15 protein-coding genes are annotated in these 15,457 nt (G+C 55.0%); 2 read left to right on the forward strand and 13 right to left on the reverse strand.

Features of this window, described 5'->3' with window-relative positions:
* Window positions 1-65 precede the first annotated feature (65 nt).
* The 5 genes from accD to pdxB all read right to left on the reverse strand — a co-directional run bounded on the left by accD (window position 66) and on the right by pdxB (window position 4,843).
* Entirely contained in the window at window positions 66-980 is a 915-nt protein-coding gene (gene accD / locus OGV69_RS19020; RefSeq protein ID WP_006683629.1) for an acetyl-CoA carboxylase, carboxyltransferase subunit beta, read from the reverse strand.
* A 149-nt stretch (window positions 981-1,129) separates the two neighbouring features.
* Window positions 1,130-1,789 (reverse strand): DedA family protein, encoded by a 660-nt coding sequence (locus OGV69_RS19025; RefSeq protein WP_003028140.1) that lies wholly within the window; start codon window positions 1,787-1,789, stop codon window positions 1,130-1,132.
* A gap of 24 nt (window positions 1,790-1,813) precedes the next feature.
* Window positions 1,814-2,626: a tRNA pseudouridine(38-40) synthase TruA gene (gene truA, locus OGV69_RS19030; RefSeq protein WP_038642347.1), complete on the reverse strand. Its 813-nt coding sequence runs from the start codon at window positions 2,624-2,626 to the stop codon at window positions 1,814-1,816.
* A complete protein-coding gene (locus OGV69_RS19035) occupies window positions 2,626-3,639 on the reverse strand; it encodes an aspartate-semialdehyde dehydrogenase (protein ID WP_038642349.1) in 1,014 nt (337 codons plus the stop codon). Before OGV69_RS19035 ends, truA begins: the two co-directional genes overlap by 1 nt.
* A gap of 67 nt (window positions 3,640-3,706) precedes the next feature.
* Window positions 3,707-4,843: a 4-phosphoerythronate dehydrogenase PdxB gene (gene pdxB, locus OGV69_RS19040; RefSeq protein ID WP_038642351.1), complete on the reverse strand. Its 1,137-nt coding sequence runs from the start codon at window positions 4,841-4,843 to the stop codon at window positions 3,707-3,709.
* 108 nt (window positions 4,844-4,951) lie between these two features.
* Between pdxB and flk the strand changes: the two genes are divergently transcribed.
* Window positions 4,952-5,959, forward strand: coding sequence for a flagella biosynthesis regulator Flk (gene flk / locus OGV69_RS19045; protein WP_069323375.1), 1,008 nt, complete (start codon window positions 4,952-4,954; stop codon window positions 5,957-5,959).
* Here flk and OGV69_RS19050 read toward each other — a convergent pair.
* Both OGV69_RS19050 and fabB read right to left on the reverse strand, forming a co-directional pair.
* Window positions 5,956-7,134, reverse strand: a complete 1,179-nt coding sequence (locus tag OGV69_RS19050; RefSeq protein WP_038642354.1) for an MFS transporter — start codon at window positions 7,132-7,134, stop codon at window positions 5,956-5,958. The genes flk and OGV69_RS19050 overlap by 4 nt on opposite strands.
* A gap of 235 nt (window positions 7,135-7,369) precedes the next feature.
* Window positions 7,370-8,584, reverse strand: a complete 1,215-nt coding sequence (fabB, locus tag OGV69_RS19055; protein WP_003028160.1) for a beta-ketoacyl-ACP synthase I — start codon at window positions 8,582-8,584, stop codon at window positions 7,370-7,372.
* Between the two features lie 159 nt (window positions 8,585-8,743).
* On the opposite strand from fabB, the gene mnmC reads away from it, so the two are divergent.
* A complete protein-coding gene (mnmC, locus tag OGV69_RS19060) occupies window positions 8,744-10,744 on the forward strand; it encodes a bifunctional tRNA (5-methylaminomethyl-2-thiouridine)(34)-methyltransferase MnmC2/FAD-dependent 5-carboxymethylaminomethyl-2-thiouridine(34) oxidoreductase MnmC1 (RefSeq protein WP_069323374.1) in 2,001 nt (666 codons plus the stop codon).
* Window positions 10,745-10,870: 126 nt separating this feature from the next.
* On the opposite strand, the gene OGV69_RS19065 is transcribed toward mnmC, so the two are convergent.
* Genes OGV69_RS19065 through prmB form a run of 6 tightly spaced genes read right to left on the reverse strand, consistent with a single transcriptional unit; the run spans window position 10,871 to window position 15,421 of the window.
* Window positions 10,871-11,146, reverse strand: coding sequence for a YfcL family protein (locus OGV69_RS19065; protein ID WP_038642363.1), 276 nt, complete (start codon window positions 11,144-11,146; stop codon window positions 10,871-10,873).
* Between the two features lie 32 nt (window positions 11,147-11,178).
* A complete protein-coding gene (locus OGV69_RS19070) occupies window positions 11,179-11,727 on the reverse strand; it encodes an elongation factor P hydroxylase (protein WP_069323373.1) in 549 nt (182 codons plus the stop codon).
* Window positions 11,727-12,536: a sulfite exporter TauE/SafE family protein gene (locus tag OGV69_RS19075; RefSeq protein WP_038642367.1), complete on the reverse strand. Its 810-nt coding sequence runs from the start codon at window positions 12,534-12,536 to the stop codon at window positions 11,727-11,729. The genes OGV69_RS19070 and OGV69_RS19075 overlap by 1 nt, the downstream gene beginning before the upstream one ends.
* Entirely contained in the window at window positions 12,536-13,360 is an 825-nt protein-coding gene (gene mepA, locus OGV69_RS19080; RefSeq protein ID WP_038642368.1) for a penicillin-insensitive murein endopeptidase, read from the reverse strand. The genes OGV69_RS19075 and mepA overlap by 1 nt, the downstream gene beginning before the upstream one ends.
* Before the next feature lie 3 nt (window positions 13,361-13,363).
* A complete protein-coding gene (gene aroC, locus OGV69_RS19085; RefSeq protein WP_038642369.1) occupies window positions 13,364-14,449 on the reverse strand; it encodes a chorismate synthase in 1,086 nt (361 codons plus the stop codon).
* A gap of 39 nt (window positions 14,450-14,488) precedes the next feature.
* Window positions 14,489-15,421: a 50S ribosomal protein L3 N(5)-glutamine methyltransferase gene (gene prmB / locus OGV69_RS19090; protein WP_038642381.1), complete on the reverse strand. Its 933-nt coding sequence runs from the start codon at window positions 15,419-15,421 to the stop codon at window positions 14,489-14,491.
* Between the last annotated feature and the right edge of the window lie 36 nt (window positions 15,422-15,457).

A 15,457-nucleotide genomic window follows, 5' to 3' on the forward strand; every position in this document is an offset into this window, starting at 1 on the left:
CCTGTAGATTCTTTACGTTGAGAAAAGCAAAAGGGCAGCGCCTGTGGCCCTGCCCTTTTCAGTTATCAGGCCTCTGATTCCTGATCGGGTACCGGAGGTACCACTTCGCCTTCACGCGGCTCATCCGGATTCGGCGCCGGAAGATTCATCAGCTTCGCCAGAATGCTTGCCAGTTTCAGGCGCATTTCCGGACGGCGGACGATCATATCGATAGCGCCTTTTTCAATCAGGAACTCGCTGCGCTGGAATCCCGGCGGCAGTTTCTCACGTACGGTTTGCTCAATAACACGCGGACCCGCAAAGCCAATCAGCGCTTTCGGTTCGGCAATGTTGAGATCGCCCAGCATCGCGAAGCTTGCGGAAACACCGCCCATCGTTGGGTCGGTCAGTACAGAAATGTACGGTAAACCGCGTTCCTGCATTTTCGCCAGCGCAGCAGACGTTTTTGCCATCTGCATCAGAGACATCAGCGCTTCCTGCATACGCGCCCCGCCAGAAGCGGAGAAGCAGATCAGCGGACAGTTGTCTTCCAGCGCCTGCTCAACGGCACGGACGAAACGCGCACCGACGACAGAACCCATGGAGCCGCCCATAAACGCGAACTCGAATGCAGCCGCAACGACCGGCATGCCGTGAAGCGTGCCTTTCATCACCACCAGCGCATCTTTCTCGCCGGTTTCTTTCTGTGCTGAGGCCAGTCTGTCTTTGTACTTTTTGGAGTCACGAAACTTCAGCACGTCTTTCGGCTCAAGTTCGCTACCCAGTTCCACAAGAGTACCTTCATCTAACAGGCTATGCAGGCGATTGCGCGCCGACATGCGCATATGATGGTCACACTTCGGACAGACCTCAAGATTACGTTCCAGCTCAGCACGGTATAAAACCTGACCGCAGCTATCACACTTGGTCCACACCCCTTCAGGAATGCTTGCCTTGCGGGTGGGAGTAATGTTGCTTTTAATTCGTTCAATCCAGCTCATTGGTGACCTTTCTGCCTGAACCCTAGTCAGCTTTGTTATAAGGGGCGCATAATGCCATTTTTGCCCCTAACAGACCATGAATGTTGCACATTAAAACATAACAGCCCGAAACTTTGGATAAAAAAGTGGTCGAACCGCTGAGTTACTTTCTATTTTGCAGCCCGTGACGCAGCCCGTTTATGACGAATCACTTCTATCACGCCCGGCAATACGGAAAGGACGATAATCGCCACAATCAATAATTTCAGGTTTTCCTGAACTATTGGCAGATCGCCAAACAGATAGCCTGCATAGGTGAACAGCAATACCCACAGCAGCGCGCCTACAACGTTATACATCGCAAAGTGGCGGTAGGACATGTGTCCCATACCGGCAACAAATGGCGCAAATGTACGCACGATAGGCACGAAACGCGCCAGGATAATCGTTTTCCCGCCATGACGCTCGTAGAACGCATGTGTTTTATCCAGGTAGCTGCGACGAAAAATTTTGGAGTTCGGGTTACTAAAGAGTTTCTCACCGAACAACCGGCCAATCGTGTAGTTCACCGCATCGCCGACAATCGCAGCCACAATCATCAACGCCACCATCAGATGAACATTGAGATCGTTAGTTGGCAGCGCAGAAAGCGCGCCGGCAACAAACAGCAGCGAGTCTCCCGGCAGGAACGGCGTCACTACCAGCCCGGTTTCACAGAACAGGATCAGAAACAGAATCGCGTATACCCAGATACCGTATTCCGCGACCAGCTCCGCCAGGTGCACATCAATGTGCAGAATAAAATCGATAAGAAAGTAAATCAGATCCATAGTTTTGCCTTTATACGACTCAAATTAGTCCGCCAGAAATAGCGGGCCCATTGGCGGTTTTGGCAGGTCGAACCGGTCAGGGTAATCTACCGCGACCAAATACAGTCCTTCCGCTTTCGCCGTTGCCGCTGCCAGCGTTCTGTCCTTCGCCGCTAACAGTTCTGCTATCCAGCTCTCCGGCTGGTTGTTGGCGCCTACTTCCATCAGGCTGCCGACAATATTCCTGACCATATGATGTACAAAGGCATTCGCTTTAATATCCACCACCACATATGCGCCAAAACGTTCAACGTTTATGTGCATCACGTTACGCCACGGCGTGCGCGACTGGCACTGCACCGCACGAAACGAGGTAAAATCATTTTCGCCGATCAGACACTGGGCTGCACGATGCATACGTTCAGCATCCAGCGGCTCATAGTAATGGGTTACCCCTTTGCCCAAAACCGCTGGGCGCAACCGATGATTGTAGATGATGTAGCGATAACGGCGAGCCGTGGCGCTGAATCGGGCATGAAAATCATCAGGTACAGCTTTCACCCAGCGCACGGCGATGTCACCAGGTAGATTCGCATTTACGCCCAACGTCCAGGCGGCATCTTTACGCACAGCGTGCGTTTCAAAATGTACGACCTGGCCTGTGCCATGAACGCCTGCATCCGTGCGCCCCGCACAAAAGACATTTATACGCTCATTCGCGACCTGAGAAAGCGCTTTTTCCAGCTTTTCCTGAACGCTACGCACTTCGTTCTGGCGCTGCCAGCCATAATATTTGCTGCCGTCATACTCAATGCCCAGCGCAATTTTATGGGGTAGCGGCTGTTGCAGGTCCGACATTAGTACAGATACTCCTGCACCAGTTTTTCCGCAATTTTCACCGCCATCAACGCGCCGCCAAAGCGTACGTTGTCTGCCACGGACCAGAACTGAACCTGCTCCGGCATACCGTAATCGTTATGTACACAGCCGATGGAAAGATGTGGGGTACCAGACGCATCGCCAACCTGAGTCGGGAAATCGGTCTCTTCCGACAACACCACGTCTTCAGCGCGAGAAAACGCATCGCGCGCTTCTTCCGCCGCCAACGGACGCAGGGCTTCAAAATTCACCATCTGCGCGTGACCGTAGAATACCGGTGACTGTACGATGCTAGCGGAGATAAGCAGACCGTCATCCTGCATAATTTTGCGCACTTCATCGACAATACGACGCTCTTCGCGCACGCTACCTTCGCGATCTGGCAGCAGCGGCAGCATATTGAATGCCAACTGGCGACCAAAGAAATCGTCTTCGTCAATCGGGATACCATTGAGCAGTTTCGCACTTTGCCCTGCCAACGCATCCACCGCTTTTTTACCGTGCGCGGAGGCCGACAGAATATTGGTCACCGTAATACGTGAAAGACCACCGTCATCAATCAGCGGTTTCAACGCAGACAGCAGTTGACTGGTCAGGCTATTAGGGACTGCAATCACATTGCGGTTGCGGTAATCTGCCAGCACGAACGGGTTAACGTCCGGAACCACCAGCGGAACGTCAGGCTCAAGTGCGAACAGACCACTGCTGTCGATAACCAGGCAACCGGCATTGGTTGCTTCTTCCACCCATGCAGCGGTGGCCTCAGCGCCCGCAACAAAAAATGCCAGTTGTGCCTGCGTCCAGTCAAAGTCTGCAACATCCTGAACAATGACCGATTTACCGTTAAAACGCAGGTGCTCACCAGCGCTTTCGTTACGCGCCAGCGCAAAAATTTCACCGACCGGGAACTGGCGTTCAGCCAGCGTATCGAGCAGGGCTTCGCCTACGGCGCCCGTTGCGCCCAGAATGGCAATGTTCCAGCCTTCAGACATGGTGATTTACTCCAGAAATACATAAGCGTCCCTGTCGCATTATTCGACAGGGAGCATTAAGAAGACATTAATGTGCCGGGTGATGAACCGCGTTAAAACCCAGCTTACACAGCAAGGCGGCAGCCGTTGCGTCGTCACACATCACGTATAAAGACGACCATTCACGGCGCTCAAGATAATTTTTACGCAGTTTATCAAACTCACCCGGAATTCCAGCGACTTTACGCAGCGGCGCATCATCGCGGCGCACATCATACACTAAATGCGCCAGCCTTTTCAGCGTTGGCTGATCTAACGGGCCATGCAACGTGATACGCCCAAATTCAGGCGCAGGTAACAGGGTGTTCAGCGCAACGTGCTGTTCGCGACCAATAAACTTACTATAGGCCTCAAAGACCTGCGTGGTCCCACGCGCTTTTCCTTCCAGGGTATACCCGGCAATGTGCGCCGTGCCGATATCGGCTTTCTCCAGCAACGCCACATTGAGATCCGGCTCGCCTTCCCAGACATCCAACACCACGCTCAGCGTCTGCCCGGCGTTAAGCCGATTCAGTAATGCCGTATTGTCGATAACCGGCCCCCGGCAGGCGTTGATCAGAATGGTGCCCGGCTTCAGCCGACTAATCAGCGCGTCATCCGCAAGGTGCAGCGTTTTGTACGGACCGTCTTTAAATAACGGCGTATGGAAAGTCAACACATCGGCCTGCTGTACCAGTTCGTCCAGCGAGCGGAAATCGCCCTCATCACCGCGATCGGCCCGCGGCGGATCGCACAGCAAGGTACGGATCCCCAGCGCTTCCAGTCGCGCCTGCAAACGTCCGCCCACGTTACCAACACCGACGATGCCCACGGTACGATCGCGTAACGCAAAACCGTCGCGCTCCGCCAGCATCAGCAACGCTGAAAAAACATATTCTACGACCGCAATCGCATTACATCCGGGCGCTGCGGAAAAACCGATTCCCGACTGCGCAAGCCAGGCTTCATCCACATGGTCCGTGCCTGCGGTTGCCGTACCGACAAATTTAACCGGTTTTCCGCTGAGCAGTGATTCATTGACTTTCGTCACCGAGCGCACCATTAAGGCATCCGCATCATCCAGTTCGGCAACGGGAATCGGACGACCAGGAACCGCTTTGACCTCCCCCAAACGACTAAACAGTTCGCGGGCATAGGGCATATTTTCATCAACGAGGATTTTCACGTCTTTCGCACCTGTTTGAGAACGAGAGTTAACCGGGCAAGTGTGCCATAATCTCGCCGCCAGGCATACTGCGAGACCTGGTCAGCACAGATTTAAGGAACAGAGACGATGCAGCCCATTTCAGGTACGCCCGCTCGCCCTCCCGGCGAAGGCCAAAATGCCCCCTCCGTTGCAGGTGAGCAACCGTTATCCACGATACAACGTACCGTGCTGGAACGACTGATTACCCGTTTGATTTCGCTCACTCAGCAGCAAAGCGCTGAGGTGTGGGCCGGAATGAAACACGATCTGGGCGTCAAAAGTGATACACCGTTGCAGTCACGTCACTTTCCCGCCGCCGAACAAAATTTGAACCAGCGGCTGGAAGTCGCACAACAGAACCATGCTAATCGTCAGGTGCTGTCGCAGCTCACGGAGCTATTGAGTCAGGGAAATAACCGTCAGGCGGTGAGTGATTTTATCCGCCAGCAGTACGGGCAGACGGCGCTTAGCCAACTCACGCCTGAGCAATTGAAGAACGTGCTGACCCTGTTACAACAAGGTCAGCTTTCGATACCGCAGCCGCAGCAGCGTCCGGCTACCGATCGTCCGTTACTCCCCGCAGAGCACAACACGCTGAACCAGTTGGTTACCAAACTGGCGGCGGCCACGGGCGAATCCGGTAAGATGATCTGGCAGTCTATGCTGGAGCTGTCTGGGGTAAAAAGCGGAGAGTTAATCCCCGCCAAACAATTTTCGCATCTGGTCACCTGGCTGCAGGCGCGCCAGACGCTCAGTCTGCAAACTGCCCCGACCTTACAAACGCTGCAGGCGGCGCTGAAGCTGCCGTTAGAGCCGAATGAGCTGACGGCAATCAAAGAGTACGCGCAGCAGACGTATCAGATCCAACCACAATCGATTCTGACCACGGTTCAGGTGCTGGACTTGCTGAATCAAATCTTCCTGCGCCGCGTGGAACGTGACCGGGAGCAGGAATTAAACGATCCGCGCCATCCTCAGCCCATTTACAGCCCGTTCGCGCCGATGATTGAAACGGTTAAATCACTGTCGACACGACCGGGACTGATATTTATTGCCTTGATGATTGCGTTAGCCATTTTCTGGCTGGTCGCTTAGCCTTTTCGCAGAGTCAGCAACGTCACAACAATTCCCACCACGGCGGATATCGCCCCGGCAAGGAATACCGAGGGATAGCCGTACGCGGTGGCCAGCACCCCGGCGACAGGGCCGCTTACGCCGTAGGAGATATCCTGAAATGCGGCGTAACCGCCCAGCGCCGTACCGCGAACCTGCGCGGGCACTCGCTTCACAACCTCAACGCCCAATGCCGGGAAGATAAGCGAACATCCGGCCCCGGTTAATGCCGCCCCGAGCAGAGCTACCCAGGCAGAGGGAGCCTGCCACAGCAGGATCAGACCCGCAGTTTCAACCAGCAATGAAACAACGGCGACCTGCACGCCGCCGAACCGGTCCGGCATCCAGCCAAACAGAATGCGCATCAGCACAAATGCCCCGCCAAACGCGGTCAGGGTGAATCCCGCCATCGTCCAGCCATTGCTGACAAAATAAAGCGAAATAAACGTACCGATGACGGCAAAACCCACGCCCTGCAATGCCAGACCCAGGCCCGGTTTCCAGATAAGCCCGACCACACTCCACAGTGAAGGTCGCTCCCCGGCATGCGCAGGCACTTTACGAACGGTGCCGTTGAATGCCCAGGCCAGCAGCGGTAATACCATCGTGGTTCCCGCCAGCGCCGCGAAGCCGAAGTGGCTATGGATCAGCAAGCCCAACGGCGCACCGGCAGCCAGCGCACCGTAAATAGCCATCCCGTTCCACGACATCACCTTACCGGAACGCGTTGGGCCAACCAGCCCCAGCCCCCAGGTCAGCGTTCCGGTGAGCAGTTGGCTTTCGCCAAAGCCAAGGATCAGACGTCCGACAATCAACAACGCAAATTTCACCGGGACAGAGACAGGTAATAGCGCGGCTAAAAGCCACGCCGCGCCCGCCAGCGCACAGGCAAACATCCCCTGTAGCGCCGAACGTTTAGCGCCATATTGATCGGCTAAGCGCCCGGCATAACCACGCGTTAAGACCGTTGCCAGAAACTGTACGCCTACGGCGATACCGACCATGGTATTGCCATAGCCCAGCTCGTGGTGCACAAACAGAGGAATGACGGGTAAAGGCAGACCGACCGTCATGTAGGTCAGGAAAACCGCAAAAGCGATACGAAACAGCGAAAAGTTCGCCGACGGTGTTTTTTCTTGTTGGGTTACTGCTGTCATGCGTTACTCCAAAATGCAGAGTAAGGCGAGGAATGCCCACGCCCCCTCTACCTGACTTTCAGGATTAAGGTGCGTTGGATAACGTTAAACGCCTACGCATTATCAAGAGGATAATGTTGAAGTTGGAGTCTGCCTGTAAACCAGATAGATTGTCAACGATATAAAAAAGGGAGCCTGGCGGCTCCCTTTACTGTGCAGCATGAGCCGGATAACGGATCCGGCGCAATATTGATGCTTACAGCTTACGCATGACCAGCGTCGCGTTAGTGCCGCCAAAGCCGAAGCTGTTGGACATCACGGTGGTCAGCGCCTGCTCGGTCGGTTTGGTCACGATGTTCAGACCTGCCGCCTGCTCGTCCAGCTCTTCAATGTTGATGCTCGGCGCGATAAAGCCGTGTTCCAGCATCAGCAGAGAGTAGATAGCTTCCTGCACGCCAGCCGCGCCCAGTGAGTGACCAGTCATCGCTTTGGTTGCAGAAATTGCCGGGCTGTTGTCGCCAAACACTTCACGGATTGCGCCCAGCTCTTTCACGTCGCCTACCGGAGTAGAAGTACCGTGAGAGTTCAGGTAGTCGATCGGGGTGTCTACACCGTGCATCGCCATCTGCATGCAACGTACTGCGCCTTCGCCTGACGGTGCAACCATGTCTGCGCCATCAGAGGTCGCGCCGTAACCGACGATTTCCGCGTAGATGTGCGCGCCACGGGCCAGAGCGTGTTCCAGCTCTTCAACCACAACCATACCGCCGCCGCCCGCGATAACAAAACCGTCACGGTTTGCGTCATAGGTACGGGAAGCTTTCGACGGGTCGTCGTTATATTTGGTAGACAGCGCGCCCATGGCGTCGAATTCACACGCCATTTCCCAGCACAGCTCTTCGCCGCCGCCAGCAAACACGATGTCTTGTTTGCCCAGTTGAATTTGTTCTACTGCGTTGCCGATGCAGTGCGCAGAAGTCGCACAGGCAGAGCTGATGGAGTAGTTTACGCCGTGAATTTTAAACGGCGTTGCGAGGCAGGCAGAAACGCCGGACGCCATCGCTTTGGTGACCACATACGGGCCAACCGCTTTCAGGCCACGCGGGCTACGCATTGCGTCAGCGCCGAACACCTGAAAACGCGGGGAACCGCCGCCGGAACCTGCAATCAGGCCAACGCGCGGGTTATTCTGGTAATCTTCTGCAGCAAGACCGGCATCCGCCACAGCCTGCTCCATGGAAAGGAATGCATAGATGGATGCGTCGCTCATGAAGCGCACTACTTTGCGGTCAATGAGGCCAGTGGTATCCAGTTTTACGTTGCCCCATACGTGGCTACGCATGCCGGAGTCCTTCAGCTCCTGAGAGAAAGTGATCCCTGAACGTCCTTCACGCAGAGATGCCAGGACTTCCTGCTGGTTATTACCGATGCTGGAAACGATGCCCAAGCCAGTAATCACTGCACGTTTCATTCAATACCTCTGTAAGTCGCACTATTTTAAAGTTTCGAGTGGCACAATAGCGTACACTTGTACGCCGAACAAGTCCGATCAGCCATTTAATGTGGAAATTTGCGCAGCCAGGCACTCATCGCTAAGATCGGGGCACAGCCTGCCAGACGAGTAACTTACGTGAAACAATACGCTATACAACCTGCCAACCTTGAATTCAACGCTGAGGGTACACCTGTTTCCCGAGATTTTGATGATGTCTATTTTTCCAATGATAACGGGCTGGAAGAGACACGTTACGTCTTCCTCGGCGGGAATCATCTCGCACAGAGATTTCCTGCGCATTCACGTCCCCTTTTCGTGGTGGCTGAAAGCGGGTTTGGCACCGGGCTTAACTTCCTGACGCTCTGGCAGGCATTTGCCGATTTTCGCGATACCTACCCTGACGCTACCCTGGAAAGATTACATTTCATCAGTTTCGAAAAATATCCGCTGACGCGTGAAGATCTGACCCTGGCCCATCAGCACTGGCCGGAGCTTGCTCCGTGGGCCACGGCACTGCAAGAGCAGTGGCCGCTGCCGCTGGCGGGATGCCATCGTCTGCTTCTTGATGATGGGCGCGTCACGCTGGATCTGTGGTTTGGCGATATTAATGAACTGACCAGTAAACTGGATGACTCTTTGAATCAAAAAGTGGACGCCTGGTTCCTGGACGGTTTCGCACCGGCGAAAAATCCGGACATGTGGACGCCAACGCTGTTTAACGCGATGGCCCGACTGGCTCGCCCCGGCGGCACGCTGGCCACCTTCACATCGGCAGGCTTTGTGCGACGGGGGTTGCAGGAAGCCGGGTTTACAATGCAAAAACGCAAAGGCTTTGGCCGCAAACGCGAAATGCTTTGTGGCATCATGGAACAGACTCTGGCGCTCTCTTCATCGGCTCCGTGGTTCACGCGCACGGGCACAGATAAGCGCGAAGCCGCTATTATTGGCGGTGGCATCGCCAGCGCATTGCTGTCGCTGGCGCTACTACGCCGCGGCTGGCAGGTCACGCTCTATTGCGCAGACGCGAAACCTGCTGAAGGCGCATCAGGTAACCGTCAGGGCGCGCTCTATCCGTTACTCAGCAAGCATGATGCGGCCATTAATCTCTTTTTCCCCACTGCGTTTACCTTCGCCCGCCGACTGTATGACGCCCTTCCGGTTGAGTTCGCACATGACTGGTGCGGCGTGACGCAGCTCGCCTGGGATGAAAAAAGCCAGCAGAAAATCACTCAAATGCTGTCTCTTGAACTGCCCGATGCGCTCGCCGTCGGCGTAGATGCACAGCAGGTGTTGCAAACGACAGGCGTGGAAACCGGATGCGGCGGGATTCAGTATCCGGCAGGTGGATGGCTGTGCCCAGCGCAGTTAACCGCCGCCGTACTGGACTATGCCACAACGCTGGGATTACGTACCCGCTACCAACACACGTTGGTCTCACTGACGCGCCAGACAGCAAGCTGGCAATTACAGTTTGCCTGTGGAGAAACCGCCACTCACGAAGCGGTGGTTCTGGCTAACGGCCATCGCATTAACCGCTTTGAGCAGACGCAGTCGTTACCGGTCTATTCCGTTGGCGGTCAGGTGAGTCATATCCCCACCACGCCTACGCTGTCAGCGCTGCGCCAGGTGTTGTGCTACGACGGGTACCTCACGCCGCATGCCCCGCAAAACCAGCAACACTGCATTGGCGCCAGCTATCATCGTGGGTGTGAGGAGACTGAGTATCGCGAGGATGACCAGCAGCAAAATCGTCAGCGTTTAATCGACTGCTTCCCGCACGCCGCATGGGCAAAAGAGGTGGACGTCAGTGCGCATGCCGCCCGCTGCGGGGTCCGCTGCGCTACGCGCGATCACATCCCGATGGTGGGCAATGTCGCGGACTATAACGCCACGCTCAGCCAGTACGCCACGCTTGCCGAAGACAAAGCGCACGCGGTAAGCGCCCCGGTGTATGCCGATCTATTTATGCTGGGCGCGCTGGGGTCACGCGGGTTGTGCTCAGCCCCGCTGTGTGCAGAAATTCTGGCAGCGCAAATGAGCGATGAACCCATTCCTATGGATGCCAGTACGCTGGCGGCACTGAACCCGAATCGGTTGTGGGTCAGGAAGTTATTGAAGGGTAAAGCGGTGAAATAAAATACTCTCTCATCATTGCCTGATGCGCTGCGCTTGTCAGGCCTACAAACTGAACCCGAATCGTCAGTCCACGTAGGCCGGATAAGACGCCTTAGCGTCGCCATCCGGCACAATCCACTGCAATTATTATTGCGTTGCCTTTTGAAATAAAGCGTCCCACATCTCTTTCACTAACGCCTGGTCACGCGGCGAAAGTTCGCCTGCGCTAATCGCTTTTTCCAGGCTGCTGGTCACATTGGTGTACAATGCCTCAGCGGAATGGTCCTCGCCAGCGTCCAGCTCTGCTACGGCCAGCGTCAGGTGCCCACGCAAATAGCCACTGGCAAACAACTCATCATCGCTGGCGTGCTCTACCATATCGTCGATTAATGCCAGAATGCGTGATTCAAACTCCGCGATCATCTTCTTTCCTCATTGTAAACGTGGCGGCGGCTTCAGTTGAGCGCTTCGGGCCACGGGAATTGTTCCGCCTTAAGTTCAGGCGTGTGATAATAATTCTGTAACGCGTTAATAAAGCGCGCTGGACGCTCCGGGATCCCCTTTTCCAGATATTCCATCACCTGGGCATGAACACGACGCTGGAATACCACGCGATCCGGTTCAAAGTCGCCGTTCAGATTGTCGCAACTGACGTTAAACGGATAGCCCGCCGCCATGCAGAACAGCCAGTCATACGCCTGCGGCTTCACTTCCACATCTTCAAACTGGCATTGCGTGTTCGCGTCGCGTCCGTCCGGGCAGTACCAGTAACCAAAGTCAACCAGTTCACGACGCGCTTTACCCGCAATACACCAGTGCGAAATTTCATGTAACGCGCTGGCGTAATAACCATGCGCAAAAACGATACGGTGATACGGTACTTCCGCATCAGCAGGAAGATAGATCGGTTCGTCATCGCCTTTAATCAGACGGGTATTAAATTCATCGGCAAAGCAGCCGTTAAAAATCTCAATTAACTGTTCGTAGTGATGGGTGTTATTCATTAGTTCATCCCCAGCCAGTGGAGAATCTCCTGTCCATGATTATCGTAAAGTAGCTTGGCGCTCATCACGGCGGAGACAATGACGATCATTGGCCGAATGAGTTTTTGTCCTTTGCTGAGCACCAGTCGCGATCCCATCCGTGCGCCAATGAACTGGCCAATGAGCATCACAAACCCGGTCGCCCAAATCACTTTGCCGCCGAGGGCAAACAGCAACAGTCCACCGATATTCGAGGTGGCATTTAATACTTTGGCGTGGGCCGTCGATTTTGCCAGGTTATAGCCGCACAGCATGACAAAAGCCAGCGCGTAGAACGATCCCGCCGCCGGGCCAAAAAAGCCATCGTAAAACCCAACGCAGCCCCCGGCCACCAGCGCGAAAGGCAAACCGTGCAGCCGACGCTGCCGGTCTTCTTCGCCCACTCTGGGCATCAACAGAAAGTAGAGGCCGATACAGATAACCAGCACCGGCAGGATCTGGCGTAATATGTCGGACTGCACATGCTGGACCAACAACGCGCCGCTCATGGAACCGACAAAAGTCATGAAGATGTTGAGCTTCTGATCCGCCAGATTAACCACGCCCCGGCGAATAAAATAGATCGAGGAAGAGATCGATCCCCCGCAGGCCTGTAGCTTATTGGTGGCCAACGCTTGCGCGGGCGGCATTCCGGCCGCCATCAATGCCGGGATGGTGAGTAAACCGCCGCCTCCGGCCAGAGAGTCAATAAAACCTGCCAGCATTGCCACAAAAAAAAGCACACCTAACAGCAGTGGCGACACCATAAACAGAGAGACAAAATGATCCATTAGAGTACATGCTCATCCAGTAGCGCCTGGCAGGAAGGCGGCAACGGCGGCGGTGTCTTCTTCTCAGGCTTGGTGGTTCCAGGTTTAGGAGGTTCGAACCAGCTTTGCAGCTCCGCGCCACAGCCATCGCCTGGAGGAGGCAACGGTTGATCTTCGCATTCAAGGCTGTCAGCAGGACAACGTAATCGTACGTGCATATGCGCACGATGCTGGAACCACGGTCGAACTTTACGCAACCAGTCCCTGTCGGTCCCTGCATCCAGACACAGTTGCTGCTTAATCGCCGGATTCACAAAAATGCGCGTGACTTCATTATCTTTTGCCGCCAGCCTAATCAGGCTGAAAATCTCCGGCTTCCACAGCGACGGCACGACATGTTTGCCATCCCGTGAGACCAGATCTAACGCCTGAGGACGCAGCAGTTGTGACTGGGTCCAGCGCGTTTTCGGCAACTGCAGGAAAATATCGACATCCAGTCCCGTCTGGTGGCTGGCGTGACCGCCATTGAACCGCCCACCGGCCGGCATACCCATATCGCCGATTAACACCGTGCCCAGCCCCAGATTATTCGCCTGATTACTCAGACGCTGGATAAACATCACCAGATCCGGATGACCAAAATAACGTCGCTGATCGGTGCGCATCACCTGATAGTGTTCAGACTGTACAGGCAGCGTCTCGGCGCCAACAATACAGCCATTGGCGAATGCGCCGATAGACTGCGGGCTGCCCGCCACCGGATGGGTAATTTTCTGCCAGGGCGTCGCCGCCAGGCAGGCGGTGCTGGCAAAGAGAGCCAGCGCCGCAAGTGCCGTTTTTTTCATGTCTTACCAGCGTGGAATGTCAGTCTTCACGTCCGCGTTTTGCGCCCGCTGACGCAGCAGGTGATCCATTAATACGATCGCCAGCATTGCTTCTGCGATCGGCACGGCGCGGATCCCAACGCACGGATCGTGGCGTCCTTTGGTGATCATGTCGACTTCTTCGCCAAAGCGGTTAATCGTGCGTCCAGGAACGGTAATACTGGACGTCGGTTTCAGCGCCATATGTGCAACAATTTGCTGCCCGCTGCTGATCCCGCCCAGAATGCCGCCCGCATGGTTACTCTGGAAACCGTCTTTGGTGATTTCATCACGGTTTTGGCTGCCGCGCAGCGCGACAACGTCAAACCCGTCGCCAATCTCTACGCCCTTAACGGCGTTAATGCTCATCAGCGCATGGGCAATGTCGGCATCCAGGCGGTCAAATACAGGTTCACCGAGACCCGCAGGTACGCCGCTTGCCACCACGCTGACCTTTGCTCCGATGGAGTCGCCCTCTTTTTTCAGGCCGCGCATCAGTTCATCGAGCGCCTCGATTTTATCCGGGTCCGGGCAAAAGAACGGGTTAAGCTCTACCTGAGACCAGTCTTTAATCTCCAGCGGGATATCGCCCATCTGCGTCAGACAGCCGCGAATTTCAACGCCGAATTTTTCCGCCAGATATTTTTTGGCAATCGCCCCGGCCGCCACGCGCATTGCTGTTTCACGTGCGGATGAGCGTCCACCGCCACGATAGTCGCGCAGACCGTATTTTTGCTCATAGGTATAGTCGGCGTGACCAGGACGAAAAACATCCTTAATCGCGCTGTAATCCTGTGAACGCTGATCGGTATTTTCGATCAGCAGACCAATGCTGGTACCGGTGGTCACGCCTTCGAACACACCAGAGAGGATTTTCACCTGATCCGGTTCACGGCGCTGCGTAGTGTAACGCGACGTACCTGGGCGACGTCTGTCGAGATCGTGCTGCAGGTCAGCTTCTGTCAGAGAAATGCCCGGCGGAACACCATCGACAATACAACCGAGCGCCAGCCCGTGTGATTCGCCGAATGTGGTTACGCGAAAGAGTTGCCCAATTGTGTTTCCTGCCATCACGGCTCCGTTATGAGTGTTGTGTTTGTGCGCGTGTATTTAGTCTTTATAAATGCTGAAGTGCTCGCGAGCAGCAACTAACTGTTCTTTGGTCAGCATGAATACACCGTCACCGCCGTTGTCAAACTCCAGCCAGGTAAACGGTACATCCGGGTATTGCTCTATCAGATGTACCATGCTGTTTCCGACTTCACAAATCAGAATACCGTTATCTGCCAGGTAATCTGGAGCGTTCCCCAGAATGCGGCGAGTCAGTTTCAGCCCATCGCTACCGGACGCCAGACCCAGCTCAGGTTCATGACGATATTCGTTTGGCAGATCGGACATATCTTCCGCATCGACATACGGCGGGTTGGTCACAATCAGGTCATACTGCACTTTCAGCAGATCGCGGAACAGATCGGAGCGGATCGGCGTCACGTGATGGATCAGACCATGTTCTTCAATATTGTGCTCGGTCACCGCCAGCGCGTCAGTGGAAATATCCACCGCATCCACTTCGGCTTCCGGGAAAGCATACGCGCAGGCAATAGCGATGCAGCCGCTGCCGGTACACATATCGAGGATATGCTGCGGCTGCTCATTGATGAGGCCCGCAAAACGATTATTGATCAGTTCGCCAATCGGTGAGCGTGGAACCAGCACGCGTTCATCAACATAAAACTCATGCCCGCAGAACCAGGCTTTATTGGTCAGATAAGCAACCGGGATACGCTCGTTGACGCGGCGAATCACGCGTTCAACAATACGATGGCGCTCGCTGGAGGTCAGACGCGCGGTGCGCATATCTTCAGGTATATCCAGCGGCAAATAGAGCGACGGCAGCACCAGCTGTACGGCCTCGTCCCATGGGTTATCCGTGCCATGGCCATACCAGATATTCGCCGCGCTAAAACGGCTGACCGCCCAACGCAACATGTCCTGAATGGTATGCAGTTCACTCACTGCTTCATCGACGAAAATTTTATCCACGTATTCCTCCAGGGCATGCTCGTATTAATTTCGGCG

The organism is Citrobacter sp. Cc139, from assembly GCF_030334645.1.
GTDB classification, from domain to species: Bacteria; Pseudomonadota; Gammaproteobacteria; order Enterobacterales; family Enterobacteriaceae; genus Citrobacter; species Citrobacter werkmanii.